Origin of the sequence: Myxococcus sp. AB036A (genome assembly GCF_006547355.1) — a bacterium.
In the GTDB taxonomy this organism is placed as follows: Bacteria; Myxococcota; Myxococcia; order Myxococcales; family Myxococcaceae; genus Myxococcus; species Myxococcus virescens.
Genome location: NZ_VHLC01000021.1, coordinates 18,663 through 38,420, shown reverse-complemented (window position 1 = coordinate 38,420; position 19,758 = coordinate 18,663). Strand labels below are relative to the sequence as shown.

At 68.5% G+C, this 19,758-nt stretch carries 15 protein-coding genes and 1 pseudogene; 8 read left to right on the top strand and 8 right to left on the bottom strand.

From position 1 onward, the window contains the following. Window positions 1–261: 261 nt before the first annotated feature. The 5 genes and pseudogenes from FL344_RS11415 (at window position 262) to FL344_RS11395 (ending at window position 4,406) form a co-directional block, all read left to right on the top strand. Window positions 262–1,065 carry a DUF3108 domain-containing protein gene (locus FL344_RS11415; protein ID WP_141618537.1) on the top strand — a complete coding sequence of 268 codons (804 nt, stop codon included), beginning with the start codon at window positions 262–264 and terminating at the stop codon, window positions 1,063–1,065. A 26-nt stretch (window positions 1,066–1,091) separates the two neighbouring features. After that, a complete protein-coding gene (locus FL344_RS11410) occupies window positions 1,092–2,780 on the top strand; it encodes a DUF4091 domain-containing protein (protein ID WP_141618536.1) in 1,689 nt (562 codons plus the stop codon). A gap of 17 nt (window positions 2,781–2,797) precedes the next feature. Continuing rightward, complete coding sequence (locus FL344_RS11405) at window positions 2,798–3,694, top strand: DUF3108 domain-containing protein (RefSeq protein WP_141618535.1); 897 nt, start codon at window positions 2,798–2,800, stop codon at window positions 3,692–3,694. Window positions 3,695–3,698: 4 nt separating this feature from the next. Further along, window positions 3,699–3,905 (top strand): annotated as a pseudogene (locus tag FL344_RS11400) (di-heme oxidoredictase family protein); the annotation flags it as partial. A gap of 129 nt (window positions 3,906–4,034) precedes the next feature. After that, window positions 4,035–4,406 carry a hypothetical protein gene (locus tag FL344_RS11395; RefSeq protein ID WP_194863079.1) on the top strand — a complete coding sequence of 124 codons (372 nt, stop codon included), beginning with the start codon at window positions 4,035–4,037 and terminating at the stop codon, window positions 4,404–4,406. Between the two features lie 181 nt (window positions 4,407–4,587). On the opposite strand, the gene FL344_RS11390 is transcribed toward FL344_RS11395, so the two are convergent. From FL344_RS11390 to cysS, 6 genes are all read right to left on the bottom strand, one after another. Then, window positions 4,588–6,006: a hypothetical protein gene (locus tag FL344_RS11390; RefSeq protein ID WP_141618533.1), complete on the bottom strand. Its 1,419-nt coding sequence runs from the start codon at window positions 6,004–6,006 to the stop codon at window positions 4,588–4,590. A 67-nt stretch (window positions 6,007–6,073) separates the two neighbouring features. Continuing rightward, window positions 6,074–6,592, bottom strand: coding sequence for a DUF507 family protein (locus FL344_RS11385; RefSeq protein ID WP_011552704.1), 519 nt, complete (start codon window positions 6,590–6,592; stop codon window positions 6,074–6,076). A 137-nt stretch (window positions 6,593–6,729) separates the two neighbouring features. Further along, a complete protein-coding gene (gene uvrC / locus FL344_RS11380; RefSeq protein WP_141589098.1) occupies window positions 6,730–8,670 on the bottom strand; it encodes an excinuclease ABC subunit UvrC in 1,941 nt (646 codons plus the stop codon). Window positions 8,671–8,682: 12 nt separating this feature from the next. After that, window positions 8,683–10,797 (bottom strand): excinuclease ABC subunit UvrB, encoded by a 2,115-nt coding sequence (gene uvrB, locus FL344_RS11375; RefSeq protein ID WP_141618532.1) that lies wholly within the window; start codon window positions 10,795–10,797, stop codon window positions 8,683–8,685. Between the two features lie 53 nt (window positions 10,798–10,850). Next, complete coding sequence (locus FL344_RS11370; RefSeq protein ID WP_141618567.1) at window positions 10,851–12,578, bottom strand: M28 family metallopeptidase; 1,728 nt, start codon at window positions 12,576–12,578, stop codon at window positions 10,851–10,853. Beyond that, the gene (gene cysS / locus FL344_RS11365; RefSeq protein WP_194863078.1) at window positions 12,578–14,071 is read right to left on the bottom strand and encodes a cysteine--tRNA ligase; all 1,494 of its coding nucleotides are present in this window, start codon (window positions 14,069–14,071) and stop codon (window positions 12,578–12,580) included. The genes FL344_RS11370 and cysS overlap by 1 nt, the downstream gene beginning before the upstream one ends. Window positions 14,072–14,169: 98 nt before the next feature. On the opposite strand from cysS, the gene FL344_RS11360 reads away from it, so the two are divergent. Further along, a complete protein-coding gene (locus FL344_RS11360; RefSeq protein WP_228564955.1) occupies window positions 14,170–15,639 on the top strand; it encodes an FHA domain-containing protein in 1,470 nt (489 codons plus the stop codon). Here FL344_RS11360 and FL344_RS11355 read toward each other — a convergent pair. Together FL344_RS11355 and FL344_RS11350 are read right to left on the bottom strand one after the other, a co-directional pair. Then, entirely contained in the window at window positions 15,617–16,264 is a 648-nt protein-coding gene (locus FL344_RS11355; RefSeq protein WP_141618529.1) for a hypothetical protein, read from the bottom strand. The genes FL344_RS11360 and FL344_RS11355 overlap by 23 nt on opposite strands. A 91-nt stretch (window positions 16,265–16,355) precedes the next feature. Then, window positions 16,356–16,850 (bottom strand): CarD family transcriptional regulator, encoded by a 495-nt coding sequence (locus tag FL344_RS11350; protein WP_013939202.1) that lies wholly within the window; start codon window positions 16,848–16,850, stop codon window positions 16,356–16,358. 183 nt (window positions 16,851–17,033) lie between these two features. Between FL344_RS11350 and FL344_RS11345 the strand changes: the two genes are divergently transcribed. Further along, a complete protein-coding gene (locus FL344_RS11345; protein WP_228564954.1) occupies window positions 17,034–19,502 on the top strand; it encodes a DNA internalization-related competence protein ComEC/Rec2 in 2,469 nt (822 codons plus the stop codon). Further along, window positions 19,499–19,753, top strand: coding sequence for a hypothetical protein (locus FL344_RS39000; RefSeq protein WP_228564953.1), 255 nt, complete (start codon window positions 19,499–19,501; stop codon window positions 19,751–19,753). The genes FL344_RS11345 and FL344_RS39000 overlap by 4 nt, the downstream gene beginning before the upstream one ends. Window positions 19,754–19,758 lie beyond the last annotated feature (5 nt).

Genomic DNA, 19,758 nt, shown 5'->3' with positions numbered 1-19,758 from the left:
GCGGAGGCTACCAGCGGTGTCGTCGAGTGGACACGCCGCTGCGCGGCACTCCCGCCTGCCGGGCGAACAGGCCCCGGCCGGGAAGAGGCGTGCGGGAGCGTGACGTGGGAAAGTGTGCCTCCCCGTGAAGTGAGCGGCCACCATTTGAATGGCTGGTCAACAACCGCGTCAGTGGAAATGGGCGGTGGCGGGAATGGTTCCAAGCCGGGTCTGGCGCGGTGCGGCCAGGCTACCTAATTTCCAAGCGAGGGAGCTCACCCGATGCAAACGCAGTCCAAGTGGGGGTTCGCGGCGGCGCTCGCGGGGCTGGTCTGGTCGGCGACGGCCATGGCGCAGGAATCCGTGAACCCGGCGTTCGGGCCTGGGGAGCAGAGCTCCTACCGCGTCAGGTACCTGGGCATCACCGCGGGAACCGCGCAGGTGACGGTGGGTGCCCACATGAAGCAGTGGGGCCAGGACGTGTGGCCCATCGTCGCGGTGGCACGCTCCAACGACATGCTGGGCGTGTGGCCCATCAAGGACAAGTTCGTGTCCTACTGGCAGCCGGAGAGCCAGCGCGTGGTGGGCAGTGACCTGCACGCGGATGAGAACGGCTCACGCCGCCGGCAGCGCATCAAGATGGAGCCGGACGGCAAGACGGCCTTCGTGGTGAAGCAGAAGGAAGGCGAGTCCCCGCGCGAGTCCACCCGCGAGGTGACGGAGGGCACGCTGGATGTCACCGGTGCGACGTTCGCGTTGCGCAACCGGGAGCTGATCGTGGGGCAGGAGTATGCCTATCCCGTCTTCACCGGAAGCAAGCAGTTCACCCTTCGCGCGAAGGTGGAGGGGCGTGAAGTCCTGGGCACGGCGCTGGGCGACAAAGAGGTCTTCAAGCTCAGCGTGAAGACGGAGTTCGGCGGCAACCTCGCCTCGAAGCGGGACATGTTCGTCTACTTCACCACGGACTCCAGCCACGTGCCGGTGCGGGTGGAGGCGGAGTTCGCGCTGGGCACCATCGTCGCGGAGATAACCGACTACAAGCCGGGCCGGAGCATGACGGTGGCCCGCGCCGAGAATGGCGGGTAGCACCCGCCGGAGAGTGAAGGGGGCGGATGGGTGCAGGATGGGCGTGGGCGGTGGTGGCGGCGGCGATGTCCGCCACGCAGGAGCCTCAGGTGGTGTCGCCCCTGGTCAAGGTCCGGCCGGGCGAAGCAGTGAAGGGACGCAAGGAGGCGCGCCTCAGCCTCGCGCGCGGCGAGTGTGAGGCCGTGCAGGTGGTGCTTCCCGGCCGGGTGGAGCGCCCCGCCGTGGAGTCGCTGACGTTGAAGGGCGCGGGCGCGGCGCTGAAAGCCCGCGTCTGGCGCGAGGCCTTCATCGACGTGAAGACGCCGTCCAACGGCCAGGGCCACAAGGGCCCATGGCCGGATGCGCTGGTTCCAGTGGATGCGCCGGGACATGACTCGAAGCTGCCCACCGTCTTCTACGTGGAGGTGTGCGCCCCGGAGAAGCAGAAGCCGGGGACGTACCGGGGACAGTTGCTGGTGAAGGCGGTTGACGCGAAGTTCCGGCCGGTGCCGTTCACCGCCGAGGTGCAGCCCTTCGCCCTTCCCGCTACGTCCTCACTGCCCAACAGCTTCGGGGTGTCGATGTACAGCATCGCCCGGGGCCACGGCGTGGCGCCGGAGTCGGCGGAGGCGCGCAAGCTGTTGCGTGACTACGGACGTGCGCTCCTGGAGCACCGGGTGAGCGCCCACGGCATGAGCATGACGCCGCCTCCGGTGCGCTTCGAGAAAGGCCGCGCGGTGCTGGACTGGCGCGAGTACGACGCGGAGATGGCGCCCTTCTTGGACGGCAGCCTGCTGCCCTCCGGCGCCCGCTTCACCAGCACCGACGTGCGTGACAGCAAGCAGGCGAAGACGGACGCGGAGAAGACGGCGTACTACCGCGCCTTCGCCGAGCACTTCCGCGAGAAGGGCTGGCCCGCGCAGCTCTTCTTCTACGCCAAGGACGAACCCAAGCCCGAGGACGTGCCGCTGGTGAAGGCCCAGTCCACGCGGGTGCGCGCGGCGGGCGCGATTCCCGTGCTCGTCACCAGCCCGCTGGATGACGCGCTGAATGGCTCGGCGGACATCCTCACGCCCACGCTCAACTGCTTCTACCCGCGCCCCGGGCCGCAGACGTGCCGCAGCGTGGTGGAGGCGCGCGCGCTGCGCAAACGGCTGGCAGGTGACACCCGGGTGTGGTGGTACCAGAGCTGCAATTCGCACGGCTGCAACGGCGGCCCCCCGGCGGACAAGGCGGTGGACGCGGCCTACAGTGGCTGGGCTTCGTACATGGTGGACCACCCCGCCCCGCTCAACCGGGCCATGGGCGTGCTCGCCTTCTCCTCCGGGGTGGACGGCGAGCTCTATTTCGACACCGTCTTCGCCTACAACACGAAGAAGGACCCCTGGAAGGACGTCTTCGAGTTCGGCGGCAACGGCGACGGCACTCTCTTCTATCCGGGGACACCCGCCAGGGTGGGTCCTTCTGGCCACCAGCCCGTCCTCACGCTGCGGCTGAAGCACATTCGGGACGGACTGGAGGACTACGAGTACCTCCGGCTGCTCGCTGAGCTGGGTGACGCTGCCTTCGCCCGGACGGCCGCGCGCAAGTTGGCGCGCACCGGTTGGGACATCAACGCGGATGCGGGAGAATGGGAGGCGGTCCGCGAGGAAGTCACCACCCGGCTCCGGAAGCGCTGGGCGGAGTCCGAATATGCGAAGCGCCCGGACCGTCAGACGCCGCAGAGCACCCCGTAGTCTCTGGAAGGAAAAGGATGAGCCCCCTGCGCACCCTCTTCGCGGCCCTGTTGTCACTGTCCAGCGTCAGCGCCTGGGCCCAGTTGCCGGACGCGGAGGCGGACGCGCCGGAGACTGAGAGCGCCAAGGCCGAGGAGCCCGAGGCGCCCCTCACCGTGGCGCCGTGCACCTCCGCGCTGCCGGCGCTGCGCACGCCCATGGCGTTCATGCCGGGTGAGGTGCTCGAGTTCGACCTCGACGCCATGGGCGCGCAGGCCGGCACCATGACGATGCGCGTCCACAAGCAGAAGGATGGGCATCTCCCCATCCAGGTGGAGGCGCAGACCAACACCTTCTTCTCCAAGGTGCGGCGCGTGCGCGGCAGTGCCACCGCGTACCTCCACCCTCGCACGCTGCGCCCCCATCGCTACGTCGAAGACACCATGGAGAACGAACAGCGCCGCAAGGTGAACGTCGCGTTCGGCCAGAAGGAGCGCACCGTCAAGGTCGACTACCAGTTCGGCCAGCGCCCCAAGGGGCAGTTCAACTACACCTTCGACAAGGACGGCCTGGATGTGGCCGGGGCCATCTACCTGCTGCGCCAGCTGCCGCTCAAGGACGACCTCCAGGTGTGCTTCGACGTCTACGGCGTGCGCCGCATGTGGCGCATGCAGGGCGCGGTGGTGAAGCGCGAGCAGGTGACGACGCCGCTGGGCCAATTCAATGCCTGGCACGTGACGGGCACCGCCGTGCGACTGGACCGGCCCAAGCAGAAGCGTGAAGTCCACGTCTGGATTTCGGACGACGCGCGCCGCCTGCCGCTGGCCGCCGTAGGCACCATCGACCTGGGCGCCGTGCGCGCCACCCTCACCTCCGTGTCGCGTCCGGGTGAGAAACCGCAGAAGAGCGAAGGGCAGGAAACGATGAAGTGGTGAGCGGCTCCACGACGTGGGCGTTGGGCTGGCGGATGGGCGTCCGGACGGAGCAGCGACGGGCACCGAGTGGCGCACCCCACCGCCGTGGGGCCTGGGGCTGACGCAGACGGTGCTTCCGGATGCGAGCTCTCTGCATGACGGGCGGGGCCCAGACCCTGGAGGAAGCCATCCTCTGGCGCGGCGCGAAGCCAAGCCCGCGCGCGAGGGCTGAGGGGCCTCGGTCCGTGCCGCGCTGGTGACGTTCCTGGGTTCGCGCTGAAGGCCGGGGCGTCTCGGCGCGCCGGGCTTCGGCCCTGACTGGAAAATTGACGGCGTGCTACCTGCCTGTAGCGTCGAGGCCATGCCCCCTCCGGCCCTGACCCTCGTCGCCCCTACGCCGTCGCGCCGTGCAGACCCGGTCCGGGTGGCGGTGGAACAGCTCGCCCGCTCACTGCCTGCGCGCACTGACGCGGCTGTGCTCGTGGACCTGCTGGAAGATGACCTCCGTGAGGGACTGGACGCGCTCGGCGAGGTGGAGGCCCATTTCACGGACCTGCTCGACACGCTTCGCACGGAGGCGGTGACACCGGCCGCGCTGGTGGAATCGGGTGATGACCTGCGCGTCCTTCAGCAGTTGGATTCACTCCACGACGCCGTCGTGCGGCTGCGCAAGCGCCTGTCCCAGGCCGCGAGCATGAATCGGCTGGCACATGCGCCGGTGCGCAGCCGCTGACACGCTGCTGTGAAGCCTCGCTCTTACGCCTGCCCCAGCCTCAGGCGGTGCCAGCGCACGGCCGCGAACGCCGATGCACTGCCTCGCCAGTGCCCGTTGCAAGCCGAGAGCAGGCGACGGCCCGCGCCAATGCGCTACCGCCACCCGTCATCCCGGCGGCCTTGTCGTTACGAACATCCACTCAAGGACCCGTCGCAGCAGGCGCGGCGGGCGCAGGAGCGGTCGTCGCGGGCCCCAACACGGGAGAAGGCGTCGCAGGCAGCGGGAGCGCTGGCGCAGCGTTGAGCGGCGCGGGCGTCCCCAGCAACGGCGCCGGAGTCCCAGCATTCAGCGGCGAAGGCGTGCTCAGCAACCCCGGCGGCGGCGTGGCAGGATTCGAGTTGAGCGGAGGCTCGGTGGCGATGATTCCCGCGCTGGACTGCCCCGTGCCGACAAACGCATCGAACGAGCCCGGCGCCAGCGGCTGCACCGTGAACGAACCGAAGGTGGACGGAGTGGGCGGCGTCGCGAACGCCCCCGTCGTCGTGCCTCTCCCGGGCGTCCCCGCCACCACGGTGGTCCCATCCAACGGCGTCGCCGGAAGCTGTCCCGAGTATGTCACGGGCGTGTTCGTCACCATCGGCACGGGCATGCCCCCACTGATGACCTCAGGCGTCACCGGCACCCCTGGTACCGTCGTGGTCTGCGCGGGCGCAGTCGCCAGGCGCCCTGGAGCCGTCGCCGGCACCGTCACCCGCGTCACGGCCCCCGAATCCTGAAGCGCCCCAGCCGCCCCACTGCCCCCCATGGCCGAAGGCGCGGGCGGAGGCGACGCGGTAACAGGCGCCCCTACCACGGCAGAGGGCGGTACCGGCGTCAGTGAGCGCCAGCTCAGCGGCGGATTGCCCGTGTTCTCCACGAAGGGCCGCGAACTCACCGCCGTGCCGCCCACGTCGATGGCTACGTCCTCGAACACGAACTGGATGAAGCCGCGCGGCTCGAGCTGCGGCGGGAGGTTCCACACCAGCACCACGAGCTCCGTGTCATCGTAGCGAGCCTGCCGCAGCAGCCGGTGGGTGTCGTCATCCGCGTACGCGCCAGCGGCCAGCGCCGCCGCGTGCACGAAGGCCGTGTCCGTCAGAAGCTGTCCGTTGCGCCAGACACTGCCCACACCCCAGACAGCCACCGCGGCCTGGGTACGCGTCATCGCCGTCCAGCCCAGTCCACTGTCCCCATAGAGCGGGACGTTCAGCAACACGCCGCCGCCAATGGCATGTTGAGGCGCGCGAGGAGGCGGGCCCGAGCTCCCCTGCCCCTGCTCGGGCGGGAAACCAGGCCGCATCAGCTCTACCCGGTACTCCGTGGCCCCCAGGCGGAAGGATGCTTCCAGCGTCCCTTTGTCCCCAAAGGTGGCGCCCGGAAGGGACACGCGGTCCTCCACCGTCAGCGACGCGCTCCCCGTGCCGCTTTCAGCAAGGTCCGTGAAGGGAAGTGAGCCTTGGATGAAGAAGCCGTCTGGCTGCTCGGTCCTCGCGCTGGCCTCGCGGCCCTCGAACGTGAACCCGCCTGGCGCCGCGGCCAGCAAACCGGACAGAACGAACGTGGTGAAGGGTCCCGCCATCGACGCTGCCTCCTTGGTTTACAAGGTAGGCAGCGGAGCGGGGAACGGCATGCCCCACCCCTGCGAACTAGATGAGGCCGCGCGCCCTGCGGATCTGCTCGACCGTCTTGTTGTACTCGATGTCGAAGGCGCTGGTGCCCTCCTGCAGGTGCTTCAGGCGGGAGCGGGCTTCCTTGTCGATTTCGTCGTCCACGTCGAGGTGACGCTTCATGACGGCGAAGATCTTCTGACGCAGCCCGTTATCCGCCGAGTACACCTCTTCGACGTTCCGGCTGATGAGCAGGAATTCAATCATCTGGTTGATGACGTACTCGATGCCCTCGTCGCCCATCTTGAAGCCGCGGACGTCCGCCATCTCGCGCTTCACCTGGTTGAACTTGGAATAGTCGTAGCCGCGACGCTCCAGCGCTTCACGCGTCGCCTGGTTCACACGCTCCTCGTTCGCAAGGTACTCACGCATGATGGCTGACAGGTCCATCTCGGCGTCGGCCACGCGCATCGGCTCCACCTCGATGTCCCCGTCCTGCATGAGCTGCTGAACGGCCTCGCGCGAGATGATCGGGATCACCTTCGGATACAGCCTCATGTCGGTCCCTCGCCCTCTGTGAAACGTGCTCGGAATCGTCAACCGCTATAGTTCAGCGCCGAGCCCAGTCGCAATGAAAAACCCCAGGAACGTCGCGCTTCCAGCGCACTTCCCATCAGGTCTGCAGCGGAAATTAATCACGCTGCCCCGGGTGGCGACCCTCCCTGCGTTTTTTCGTCGACGGGTTCGTGCGCGTCGTCAAGGGAAGCCTCCCGTACGGGATCTTCCGCATCCTCTTCTGGATGTCCGTGAAGGCCCGCATGGACGCGTTCCGCCATGGCCGGTCCGACGACCTCCGCGAGCTCTTCGATGGAGGCGTCCCCCACCCGCTTGAGCGAGCCGAAGTGCCGTAGCAGTTGCTTGCGCCGCGTCTCCCCCACGCCCGGGATGTCCTCCAGCGCCGAACGCACCCGGCTCTTGCGCAGCACCTGCTTCTGGAAGGTGATGGCGAAGCGGTGGGCCTCGTCCCGCATTCGCGTGAGCATGAACATCTCCGCCGAGTTCTGGGACAGGACGATGGGGTCCTTGCGCCCCACCACGAAGATGCGCTCGGGGCTCCGGGCGCTCTCCGCGTCGCGGTCGAACACCTCCAGGTCGCGGCTCTTGGCCAGACCCACCACGTCCACCGAATCCACGCCCACGTCCTTCATCGCCGCGTGCGCGCTGGCCAGTTGCCCCTTGCCTCCGTCGATGACGAGCAGGTCCGGCAGGTCATTGTCCTCCAGGCCCTTCTTCAGGCGGCGGGAGATGACCTCGTACATGCTGGCGAAGTCGTCCTGCTTCTCCAGCGTCTTGATTTTGTACTTCCGGTAGCGCGACTTGTCCGCGTCCCCGTCCGTCACCGCCACCTGCGACGCGACGATGGCCGAACCCTGGAAGTGCGAGATGTCGAAGCACTCCATCCTGCGTGGGAAGTTGCGCAGCCCCAGCCGCTGCTGGAGCCGGGACAGCACGGTGTCCGTTTCGTCCTTCGTGCGTCGGCGCTCCACGAAGGCCTGTTCGGCGTTCTTCGCCGCCATCTTCACCAGGTCCAGCTTCTCCCCGCGCTTGGGCACCAGGACGCGCACACGCTCGCCCTTGCGCTCCGTGAGGAGTGCCTCGAGCCCCCCGGTGCCGTCCTCCAGCTCCAGCGGCAGCAGCACCTCCTCCGGCACGAAGCTGCCCTGGTCGTAGTAGAGGTTGACGAACGAGGCGATCAGCTCCTCGTCGGGGAACTCCTGGCTGCCGAAGGGGAAGGCCTGCCCGCCGTTGAGCCGGCCCTGCCGCACCCACAGGACGTAGAACAGGATGCGGTCTCCTTCCCGGTGGAAGGCGAAGACATCCTGGTCCTTGAAGTCGGTGGTGGCGACCTTCTGCCGCTCCAGGCTCCGCTCGATGGCGCTGAGCTGGTCTCGTATCCGCGCGGCCTCCTCGAACTTCAGCTCCTGCGCGGCGCGCTTCATGCGCAGGCGCAGGCCCTCCACCAGCTCCCCCGCCTTGCCCTCCAGGAACATCACCACCTCGTCCACGCTGCGGTGGTAGTCCTCCTGGGGCACCGGGTACACGCACGGGGCCGGGCAACGGCCAATCTGGTGCAACAAGCAGGGCCGCTTGCGGTTGGCCAGCACGTGGTCGGTGCACGTGCGCAGGCGGAAGAATCGGTTGACCACCCGCAGCGTCTCGCGAATGGCCCCCGCGCTGGAGTACGGCCCGAAGTAGCGCGCGCCGTCGCGCTCGTATTTGCGCACCACTTCCAGGCGCGGATAGGGCTGGGTGCGGTCCAGGCGCAGGGAGATGAACTGCTTGTCGTCCTTGAGCAGGACGTTGAAGCGCGGCCGGTGCTTCTTGATGAGCTCGTTTTCGAGCAGCAGCGCTTCCTTCTCGTTGCTGACGAGCACCGTCTCCAGGTCACCCAGCAACTGGTCCAACAAGGACACGAAGACGCGCGTGTCGCCGGTGCGGTTGAAGTACGAGCGCACCCTGCTGCGCAGGTTGATGGCCTTGCCCACGTAGATGACCTGACCCCGGCGGTCCTTCATCAGGTACACGCCGGGCTCGGTGGGCAGTGCGTCCAGCTTCTCCAGGAGCTTCGCGTCCATGCCAGCCCCCGCCTACTTGCGGCTCCGGGCCCGCGCGGAGCGTCCTCCGCCCCCGCGCCCCTTGCCCTTCTTCGGGGCATCCGCTTCCGCCGCCTTCGCCGGGGCCCGGAGCAGCGAGCGCGACGCCGGCTTGAGCCCCAGGTCCATGTCCTTCAAGAGCTGCACGCGGTCCCGGTACTCGGCCGCCTTCTCGAACTGCATCTCGTCCGCGGCGGCGAGCATGTCCTTGGTGAATTCCTCGATGAGCCGCTTGATTTCCTTCGGCTGGAGGACGTCGTCCTCGCCTTCGGCCGCCATCGGCAGGGCGCCCACGTCACCCGCCTCGTAGGCCGCGTGCTCGGACAGGTCGGTGATGTTGCTCTTCACCGAGCGCGGGGTGATGCCGTGCGCCTGGTTGTACGCGCGCTGGATGTCGCGGCGGCGCGTCGTCTCCTCCAGGGCCTTCTTCATGGAGTCGGTGACGTTGTCCGCGTACATGATGACGCGGCCGTTCACGTTACGGGCCGCGCGGCCAATCGTCTGGATGAGGGAGACGTGGCTGCGCAGGAAGCCTTCCTTGTCCGCGTCCAGGATGGCCACCAGGGACACCTCGGGGATGTCCAGGCCCTCGCGCAGCAGGTTGATGCCCACCAGGACGTCGAACTCGCCCTTGCGCAAGTCACGGATGATGGCCATGCGCTCAATCGCGTCGATGTCCGAGTGCAGGTAGCGGACGCGCACGCCGACGTCGGAGAAGTACTCCGTGAGGTCTTCCGCCATGCGCTTGGTGAGCGTCGTCACCAGGACGCGCTCGCTGCGGGACACGCGCTGACGCACCTCCTCCAGCAGGTCGTCCACCTGATTGCCCACGGGGCGAATCTCCACCTCCGGGTCGGTCAGGCCCGTGGGGCGGATGATCTGCTCCACCACCACGCCCTGTGACTTCTGCAGCTCGTACTCCGCCGGCGTCGCGGACACGAAGATGGCCTGGGGCACCAGCTCCTCGAACTCACCGAACTTGAGCGGGCGGTTGTCCAGCGCGCTGGGCAGGCGGAAGCCGAAGCCCACCAGCGTCTCCTTGCGCGCGCGGTCGCCACGGTACATGGCGCCAATCTGCGGCACCGTCTGGTGGCTCTCGTCGAGCATCACCAGCAGGTTGCGCGGGAAGTAGTCGATGAGGCACGGCGGCGGCTCTCCCGCCGCGCGGCCGGAGAAGTGCCGGGAGTAGTTCTCGATGCCGCTGCAGTAGCCGACCTGCTCAATCATCTCCAGGTCGAACATGGCGCGCTGCTCCAGCCGCTGCGCCTCCAGCAGCTTGCCCTCGCGCTTGAAGGTCTGCAGCTGTTCGGCCAGCTCGTCGCGGATGGTCTGAATCGCGCGCCGGCGCACGTCCTCCTCGGCCACGTAGTGGCTGGCGGGGAAGATGACGATTTTCTCCAGCGCGCCCAGCGTCACGCCGCGCAGCGGGTCGAACTCGGTGACGCGCTCCACCTCGTCACCGAAGAAGCTGACGCGCACGGCCCGCTCCTCCTCGTACGCGGGGAACACCTCGACGGTGTCGCCGCGCGCGCGGAAGGTGCCGCGGTGGAAGTCCAGGTCGTTGCGCTTGTACTGGGCCTCCACCAGCTTGCGCATGAAGGTGTCGCGGCCCATCTCCTCACCCACCGCCGCGCGCACCGCCAGGTCCACGTAGCTGCGGGCCGCGCCCAGGCCGTAGATACAGGACACGCTGGCGACGATGATGACGTCGTCCCGCGTGCGCAGCGAATGGGTGGCCGAGTGGCGCATCCGTTCGATGTTGTCGTTGATGGACGAGTCCTTCTCGATGAAGGTGTCCGTCGACGGAACGTAGGCCTCGGGCTGGTAGTAGTCGTAGTACGAGACGAAGTACTCGACGGCGTTGTGCGGGAAGAGCGCCTTGAATTCGCCGTAGAGCTGCGCGGCCAGCGTCTTGTTATGGGCCATCACCAGCGTGGGCCGCTGCACGTTGGCGATGACGTTCGCCATCGTGAACGTCTTGCCTGACCCGGTGACGCCCAGGAGCGTTTGGTAGCGGTCCCCCCGCAGGACGCCCTGCGTGAGTTCGCCAATGGCCCTCGGCTGGTCGCCTCCGGGACGGTGTTCGCTGACGAGCTGAAAGTCCGACATACCCGCGAGACTTAACACCGCGCGGGTGGGAAGGCCGGATGTTCGTGACCGCGCTACTTCGAAGTGTCCTGCCGCTTCAACGCTTCCAGGGATTGCAGCCGGGCAGCCTCGAACTCGTCCCCCTTGTTCCAGCGAGGCAGCTCCGGTTGCCGGGCAACGTGGGCCCCCAGCAGGAAGAACAGGCGGATGTCCTCCACCGCGCCGGAAAAGTCCCAATCCGGACGCAACTCGTCCGACGGCTGGTGGTAGTGCTTCGACTCCCAGACCTCCCGCTGCTGCTTGCCCCAGCCCTCCGGCTTGCCGATGAAGTCCATCCCACTGCCGAAGTACGCGGCGGGAATGCCCCGCTTGGCGAAGTTGAACTGGTCCGACCGGTAGAAGAAGCCACGGTCCGACAATTGGTCCGCCTTCACCACCCGGCCCTGCGTCTTCGCCAGGGCAATCAGCGTGGCGTCCAGGTTGGACTTGCCCAGGCCGATGACGGTGAGGTCGCGGGTGCGGCCATGGATGTTGGCGCCGTCGATGTTGATGTTGGCGGCGACCCGGCCGTGGGGCACGGGCGGGTGCTCGGCCAGGTACTGCGAGCCCAGCAGCCCCTGCTCCTCGGCGGCCACGGCGGCGAAGAGAATGGAGCGGCGCGGCGCCTTGGGAAGGGCCTTGAACGCCTTGGCGATGTTGAGCATCGCCGACACACCGGACGCGTTGTCGAGCGCGCCGTTGTAGATGGTGTCCTCGCCCGGCTTGCCGCCTTCCTTGCGACCCAGGTGGTCATGGTGCGCGGTGTAGAGCACCACCTCCTGGGACAGCTTCGGGTCGCTTCCGGGCAGCAGCGCCAGCACGTTGGCGGTGGGACTGCGGCGCACCGTGTTGGTGAGGCGCGACGACACCGTCACTCCGAGTGGCACGGGCTGGAAGTCGCGCTTCTGCGCGGCGGCCCACAGCGCGCCCAGGTCCTTGCCCGCCAGCTGCAACACCCGGCGCGTGGCCTGCTCGGTCGTCCAGGCCTTCACCTGGAGGCGGGGCACCTCCGCCGCGGGCAGCTCGAACTGCTCGCCCGTCCACGACGTCTGCACCACCTGCCACGGGTAACCCGCGCTCGGCGTGGTGTGGATGATGATGGCGCCCGCCGCGCCCATCTTCGCGGCCTGCTCGTACTTGTAATCCCAGCGGCCGTACCAGAGCCGCGTCTTCCCCGCGAAGAGCTGCGGGTCATCCTCCGGGTCGCTGTTGAGGATGAGCAGCGTCTTGCCGCGCAGGTCCATCCCCTTGAAATCGTCCCACTGGTACTCGGGGGCCTGGATGCCGTAGCCCACGAAGACGAGCTCGGACGCCGCCAGCTTCGACTCGGGGGCCTGCACGCCGGACACGGCGATGAAGTCGTGGTGGAACTTCAGGTGCACCGCGCCCTGGGGCGACTGGAACGACAATTCCTCGGGGCTGCTGGTGACGCCCACCAGGTCAAAAGGCTGCAGGTACGAGCCGTCCGTGCCCAACGGCTGCAATCCGAGCGCCTCGAACTGCGAAGCGATGTACGCCTGCGCGAGCCCGTCCCCTCGTGTGCCGGGACCACGGCCCTCCAGCAGGTCATTCGCGAGGAAGCGCACGTGCGCGCGCAGCACCTCCGGAGCGATGACACCGGACGCGGACTTCTCCGCGGGCGTCGTCAACTGCACGCGCTGCGCGAGCGCCGGAGCGGAGCAGAGGGCGAGAAGCAGGGGCAGCGAGCGCATCATGGTGTCCCGAGCCCTAACACGAAGCCCGGGACACCCGAAGCACTGCATCAGCCCTGGAGCGGCGCCACCTTCCACGTCGTGCCAGCAGGCGTGTCCATGATTTCCACGCCCTTCTCCTTCAGCTCGCTTCGCACCCGGTCCGCGGCGGCGAAGTCTTTCGCCGCGCGGGCAGCGGTGCGCTCGCCCAGCAGGCGCTCCACCTCCGCCACGTCGATGCCCCGCTCGCGCACGGCGCGCTCGCGGCGGCGCAGCAGCCACGCATCGGGCGCGTCCTCGAAGAGGCCCAGGACGCCGGACACCCTGCGCACGTCCTCACGCAGCGCCTGCAGCGTGCGGCCCACCAGGGCCTTGTCCTTCACGGGCGGCTTGTCGGTCAGCTCGTTCATCATCCCGAAGAGGCCCGACAGCGCACCCAGGCCGCCCGCGGTATTGAAGTCGTCGTCCATGGCGGACTCGAACTCGGTGAAGAAGCGCTGCGGGTCGCCATGCAGGGGCCCCTTGCCGAAGTCCTTCCCCGAGATTCGCTCGTCCACCTTGCGGAGCGTCTCGTAGAAGTACTCCATGCGCGTCTCCGCATCCGCCAGCGCCTTGTCGGAGAACGACAGCGGGTGGCGGTAGTGCGTGGCGAGGAAGAAGAAGCGCAGCGCTTCCGGGTCCACCTTGGTCAGCGCGTCGCGCAGGCGCACCACGTTGCCCAGCGACTTGGACATCTTCGCGCCTTCCAGGTCCAGGAAGCCGCAGTGCATCCAATACCGCGCGAACGTCACCCCGTTGGCGGACTCACTCTGGGCGATTTCGTTCTCGTGGTGGGGGAAGATGAGGTCCAGCGCGCCGCCATGGATGTCGAACGTCTCACCCAGGTACTTCGCGCTCATGGCGGAGCACTCGATATGCCAGCCCGGACGGCCAGGACCCCAGGGGCTCTCCCACGCGGGCTCTCCCGGCTTGGCCGCCTTCCACAGGGCGAAGTCGAGCGGCTCGCGCTTCTGCTCACCCGGCTGCACGCGCTCGCCTACGCACAGCTCGTCCAGGTTGCGCTTGGACAGCTTCGCGTAGTCCGCGTCGCTGCTCACGGAGAAGTACACGTCACCCTGGGAGGCGTACGCGTGGCCCTTGTCCACGAGCTTCTGGATGATGGCGATGATTTCGGGGAGGTGGTCGCTCACCCGCGGCGAGAAGTCCGGCTCCAGCAGGTGCAGCGCCCGGGTGTCCTCCCGGAAAATCTCCACGTAGCGTGCCGCCAGCTCCACGGGGGCCTCCCCCGTCTCCGCGGCCGCCTTGATGATTTTGTCGTCCACGTCCGTGAAGTTGCGGACGTACCGGACCTTCAGGCCCCGGTGACGGAGGTAACGGACCACCACGTCGAAGGAGGTGAAGGTGCGGGCATTCCCGATATGGATGTAGCTGTAGACGGTAGGACCACAGACGTAGACCCCCACCTCGCCAGGAATGGCGGGCTGCAGCAGCTCCTTCTGCATGGTCATCGTGTTGAAGAGCCGAATGGCGGGCGGGGTCACGTGCGGCAATCCTCTCGGGTCCATAGGCGTGGGTGCGTCCCGCACTCTAGAGTCTCGGGTCGCGGACAGGCCAGTATTCGCAAGGGGTTCGTCGCCGCCCCCAATCTGGGAGAATGGGCATCATGGCTCCACCGAACCCAAAGCGGCCCCCTCGGCCGCCCCGCCCGCCCGGTACGCAGGCGCCCCAGGATTCAGATGTGGAGCTGCCCTTCGATGACGACGAGGTGGATCCGCTCCAGGCTGACGACCCGCGTCCCCAGCGGGTGCCCCAGTTTCCCGCCGGCTCCCGCCGCAGCCGGCGCCAGGGCCCGGGAGGGCGCGCCAACAGCGACCGCGAGCTCGCCTCCCGCTTCGACACCGCGAATGAGTACTCGGACCCCGGGTACGCGCCTGCCTTCCTGTACGTCGAGCGAGGCCCCGGCGCCGGGCAACTGGTGCCCGTCAAACAGGGGGCGCTGGTCATCGGGCGGTCCTCCTCGTCGGACCTCCGCCTGCAGCACCCGTCCATCAGCCGCCGGCATGCGCACCTGACCCGCCGCGGCGAGCGCTTCTTCCTGAAGGACCTCAGCAGCCAGAACGGCACCTTCCTCAACCGCCATCGCGTCACCTCGGAGGTCGAGCTGATGCCGGGGGACGAGGTATCCCTCGGCAATGCCCTGCTGCGCCTGCGCGGCCCCGGTGGAACCCCTGCCCTGGGTGTGCCCGCCGTCTCCTACGGCGACAAGCCGCCTTCGCGCAGGGCCTTGAGCACGGTGGGGGTGGCCCTGGGCGCCGCGACGCTGGGTTCGGGTGTGGCCGCGCTCATCGCGCTGCTTTCCATGCGGATGGCCGGCGGCACGGAGCACACCTCTCCCGCCCCGCCACCCGCGGCCCCCCAGAGTGCGACCGCCGCTTCGCCGACCGTGGCCGTGTCGGGTGCGCCCACGCGGCTCGACATGGAAGTGCCCGCAGCCGGCAGCGCCGAGAAAACAGGCCACACGGCAACTGGAGTCGCGACGGCCACCACGGAGAATCCGCCTCCCGCAGCGGAGAACACGCCCCTGACGCCCAAGGCCACGGGCATCAGCGCCCTGAACGTGGCGCGGGGCACCACGAAGCAGGTGCGTCCCGTGGCCGTGGCCCCCTCGAACAAGCGGGCGGCTGGGGCGCGCGATTCGGCGCCGGCGCCATCCGACGCCCCCTCCGCGAAGGAGGCCGAGGTCCTGCGCCGCTACGAGGCGGGAGATTTGGCGGCGGCCCGGGACCTGGCCCAGGCGGAGAAGCTCACCGCGCTGCACGGGCAGCTCATCCGTTTCGAAACCGCCGAGGCGCAGGCGAAGAAGGCCCTGGCGCAGCGGGACTTCCCGGAGGCCATTGCCCAACTGACGCTCGCCATTTCCGTGGACGATGCCCTGGCACATGGCTGGAGCAAACACGGACCGCCCCTGCGCAAGCAGTTGTCGCGACTCCATGTCCAGGTCGGCACGGAGCATGCCGCCGCGGGCCGGGTGAACGAGGCGCGCGCCGCCTTCGAGCAGGCCCTGAAGCACGACACTGGCAACCGCGAGGCCCGCGAGCAACTCGGCCGGCTCACCGGCGCTTCAGCCCCCTGACCAGCAGCATCGCGTTGAGCACCACGAAGGTGACCAGCGCCAGGCACACGAGCAGCAACCCCCTGTCCGCGCCGGGCCGTTCGCCTTCGATGAGCAGCCACAACCGGCCGTCCCGCGGTTGGAGCTCGCCCATGCGCTCCATTAGGGCCAGCGCATCGCGGTAGCGAGGGGCATCCTCTTGCGCCAGCAGCCGTCCTCGCACGGCGAAGGGACGCTGGTCGGGCTGCGGCGGTGGACGGCCATCCGTCCACTGCTCCCCCGGGAGCGCTGGCCTGCGCACCACGAAGGGCGAGTCCCGCAACCCCACGAGGACATACAGCGCGCCGTCCGCGCGCTCATAGGCGCCCCGGACCGTGGGCACGCCATGCACCTGGGCGTATCGGTTGGAAACGAGCGCCTCGAAACGGTACGCCCCTTCCGCCCCCAACGTCAGCGGCACGCTTGGGGACAGGAAATACGACAAGTCCTTCCACTGCATGCCGAGCAGCACCAGTCCCACGGCGATGGCCATGACCGCGGCCATGGGACGTACGCCCACGCGGCGGCGTGACAACCGGAACTCGAGCTCCGCGATGCGGCGCGCTCGCGCCTCTTCCGAGGGGGATTGCGGCAGCTGCTCACTCATGGGCGGGCATGATGTGGCGTGGAAATACGAAACCCCGAGTTCCCTGACTGGGGAACCCGGGGCGACGAGTCTTGGACGGCAGCTGGACGGCTCAGGCCAGATTGAAGATCTTCTTCAGGTCCGACTCGATTTCTTCCTCGGAGCAGTCCTTGGCCAGCGACAGCTCCTTGATGAGCAGCGAGCGCGCGGTATCCAGCATCTTCCGCTCGCCGAAGGAGAGGTCCTTGTCGCCCTTCAGGAGGTACAGGTCGCGGAGCACTTCGGCGATTTCGAACACCGAGCCCGTCTTGATCTTCTCCATGTACTCCCGGTAACGACGGTTCCACGTCGTGGAGTCAACGGAGATGTCCTTCTCCTTGAGGATGGAGTAGACCTGCTTGACGTCCTCCTCGCTGATGATCTCCCGGAGACCGACCGACCCGACCTTGTTGATCGGGATCATGATCCGCATTCCGTTCTCCAGGATGCGCAGCACGTAGAAGGACTGGCGCTGCCCGGCCACCTCGGTGTGTTCGATACCCATCACTTCACCGACGCCCTGGCCCGGGTAGACCGCCTTGTCACCAGTCTTGAAGCTGGTCTGCACTCACTGCCTCCTTGAAAGACTCGTTCCCGGCCTTTCAGCCGGGCACTACTACCACAAACCACATCCACGGGCAACGATAACGCCTTGACCACCCAGGATGCTCCCGACTACGTTGTCGGTTTCTACACGCGGTGTCGGCAGATGTGTGCACCAGCGTGACGGGCGGCGGGTGGGGGTTGGAAGGTGGAACGTCATGCTTGGCGCGACCTGGGCGCGCGTCCTCTCTTCTTTCCCGCCCTGAGCCTGTCACTCGGAGCCCTCTGCGCCCCGGTAACAAGCGCGTACGCCGAGCCATTTCTCGTTTGTGGGCTTTTACTGGGAGCGCTCGGGCTGACGCTTGCCCGGCTGCCTGGTGCGCACCTCGCCGTGCTGGCGTCGCTCTGGGCGGCGGGCGCGGGGCTGGCGCGCTGGGAATCCCAGGTGGATGTGCCGGCGGAGCTGACCCAAGGCAACACCATCGTCATCGAGGGAGAAACGGAGCGGGTGGACCGCTTCGACGGGACAACGCGTGTCCGACTGGCCGTCGCGTGGGCGGGCGTCTCTCCCGGGCCGCTCGCGCCCGTACGGTTTCGGATGAACCTGTCGCTGCGCGGCGAGCCGCCACCGCTCCTGCCCGGGCAACGTGTCCGGGCAGAGACGAAGCTGCAGCCAGACGCGCCCCCATCGAACCCGGGCGAGAAGGATTTCGGAGCAGCGCGACGGCGCCAGGGCGTGGCCTTCACCGGTGGCATGGACGCGCGGCGCCTGATGGTGCTCTCCCCTGCCCCGGCGTGGCGGGTGTCATTGGAGGACACGCGCACACGGCTGGCGGCAGCTGTCCATGCGGTGTCGCCATCGTCGGATGCGGCGGCGCTCTTCCTCACCCTGGCGGCGGGGCAACGCGCGGCGCTGGATGATTCGTGGGAAGAGGCCTTCTCTCGCGCAGGACTGGCCCACGTGTTGAGTGTCAGCGGGCTGCACGTGGCGGCGTTGGCACTGATGACGCTCGCGGTGCTGCGGCGACTGGTGGTGCGCACCGGCGAGCGGTGGCGGATGCTGGATGCTCGGCGGGTGGCAGCCCCCGCGGCGGTGCCCTTCGTCTGGGCCTACGTCGTGTTCACCGACAACCAGCCGCCCGCGGTGCGCTCCGCGGTGATGGCCACGGTGGTGCTGCTGGGGCTGGCGCTGTGGCGACGCGCGGACGGGCTCAACGGACTGGCCGCCGCGGCCGTGGCGCTGGTGGCCTGGGCGCCCTCCAGCGTGGCTGACCTGTCGCTGCGGCTGTCATTCCTCGCGGTACTGGGGCTGGTGTTGCTGTCACCGCCGCTGCGGCAGGCGCTGCCCCTGGCCGAGCCCGACCCGTCCGAGCCCCACCGCGTCCGGCGCTGGTGGGGACAGGCTCAGGAGACGGTGGCGCAGACGCTGTGCGCGAGCGCGGCCGCGACGCTGTCGGGACTCCCCATCGTCGCGGCGACCTTCGGACGGGTGAGTATCGCGGGGCTCATCTCGAATGTGGTCGCCCTGCCCTTGTGCGGGCTGCTCACGGGCCTGGCCGCGGGTGGCGCCGCGATCTTCGTCGTCGCCCCCGTGCTGGCGACGCCGGTGCTGTGGGCCGGCGCCTGGGCGTCCGAGCTGCTGCTGGTCATCACCCGGCTCTTCGCGGCGGCGCCGCTGGCCTCGGTCGAGGTGCCATCACTGGGCCTCCTGTCGGCGCTCTACGCGGCGGGGCTGCTGACGTGGGCGCTCGGCACGGGGCGCTGGCGGCTGGGCGGCTTGTTGGCTCCCGCGGCCGTCGTCGCCGCCATCCTGGCACCGGTGCTCACGCCGCAGCCCGGGCTGCGCGTCACCTTCCTCTACGTGGGTCAGGGCGACGGCGTGGTCGTCAGCTCCGGGGGTGAGCACATGCTCGTGGATGGCGGCGGCGTTCCCGGTGGCATGGACACCGCGGAACGCTTCATCCTCCCTTACCTGAAGCACGCGGGCATCTCCCGGCTGGACCTCGCCGTGCTGTCACATCCGCATCCGGACCATGCGCTCGGGCTGGCCTCCGCGTTGAAGCAGATTCCCACCCAGCGACTGTGGATGCCCGCGGGCGACGGAGACGGTCCGCTCTCGCGGCAGGTGGTGGCCGCGGCGGGGACGGCGCTCGTGGAGGAAGTCGAGGTGGGCCATCCACCCCTGCGCCTGGGCGAGGCGACCATCGAAGTGCTCGGCCCCCCAGAGTTGGAGGCACGCGACCTGCTGGAAGGCGCGAACGACCGAAGCGTGGTGCTCCTGGTACGCCACGGCGACGTCACCGTGCTGCTCACGGGCGACGTGGAGGCGGATGGCGAGGAGGCCCTGGCGGAGCAGCTGGGCCCGGTGACGGTGATGAAGGCCCCTCACCACGGCTCACGGACGTCCTCCACGGAAGCACTGCTGGCGCGCACACGCCCACGGCACGTCGTCTTCTGCGTGGGCCGGCGCAACCGGTACGGCTTTCCCCACGACGACGTGGAGGCGCGATACCGGGCGCTGGGAAGCGAGTGCTGGAGAACGGACCAGCATGGCGCCATCACCGTGGAAAGCGACGGCCAGGACGTCCGCCTCCTCAGCTTCCTGCCCCACGAGCCTTCTCCCCGGGTCGCACCGGTTGCGCGGGCTGGGGGCCCATCACCAGATTGGGGCCGATGATTCCAGAGGATATCGACCTCCAGCAGCTCACCGCCGACCTGAAGAGCGCGCTCGGCCCGGGAGAACCCATCGGGTACCTCCGTGGCAAGTCCGTGATGCGCAACCTGCTCGTGGACCTGCGCGGCTTCTCGCAGTTGGAGGCGGAGGAGCTCATCGACACGATGGAGACTCGCGGCTTCCTCCGCTTCCTGGGGGACCCCACAGAGCGGTCCGTCGCGGACGCGCACTGGGACATCAGCCCCCACGCGTGAGCGCG

Bases quoted from the DNA above. Each gene is read 5' to 3' on its own strand.
- uvrC (WP_141589098.1), bottom strand. From the start codon at position 8,670: ATGGACGCGAAGCTCCTGGAGAAGCTGGACGCACTGCCCACCGAGCCC.
- FL344_RS11410 (WP_141618536.1), top strand. From the start codon at position 1,092: ATGGGTGCAGGATGGGCGTGGGCGGTGGTGGCGGCGGCGATGTCCGCC.
- FL344_RS11370 (WP_141618567.1), bottom strand. From the start codon at position 12,578: ATGCAGTGCTTCGGGTGTCCCGGGCTTCGTGTTAGGGCTCGGGACACC.
- FL344_RS11405 (WP_141618535.1), top strand. From the start codon at position 2,798: ATGAGCCCCCTGCGCACCCTCTTCGCGGCCCTGTTGTCACTGTCCAGC.
- cysS (WP_194863078.1), bottom strand. From the start codon at position 14,071: ATGGACCCGAGAGGATTGCCGCACGTGACCCCGCCCGCCATTCGGCTC.
- FL344_RS11355 (WP_141618529.1), bottom strand. From the start codon at position 16,264: ATGAGTGAGCAGCTGCCGCAATCCCCCTCGGAAGAGGCGCGAGCGCGC.
- FL344_RS11385 (WP_011552704.1), bottom strand. From the start codon at position 6,592: ATGAGGCTGTATCCGAAGGTGATCCCGATCATCTCGCGCGAGGCCGTT.
- FL344_RS11360 (WP_228564955.1), top strand. From the start codon at position 14,170: ATGGCTCCACCGAACCCAAAGCGGCCCCCTCGGCCGCCCCGCCCGCCC.
- FL344_RS39000 (WP_228564953.1), top strand. From the start codon at position 19,499: ATGATTCCAGAGGATATCGACCTCCAGCAGCTCACCGCCGACCTGAAG.
- FL344_RS11390 (WP_141618533.1), bottom strand. From the start codon at position 6,006: ATGGCGGGACCCTTCACCACGTTCGTTCTGTCCGGTTTGCTGGCCGCG.
- FL344_RS11415 (WP_141618537.1), top strand. From the start codon at position 262: ATGCAAACGCAGTCCAAGTGGGGGTTCGCGGCGGCGCTCGCGGGGCTG.
- FL344_RS11395 (WP_194863079.1), top strand. From the start codon at position 4,035: ATGCCCCCTCCGGCCCTGACCCTCGTCGCCCCTACGCCGTCGCGCCGT.
- uvrB (WP_141618532.1), bottom strand. From the start codon at position 10,797: ATGTCGGACTTTCAGCTCGTCAGCGAACACCGTCCCGGAGGCGACCAG.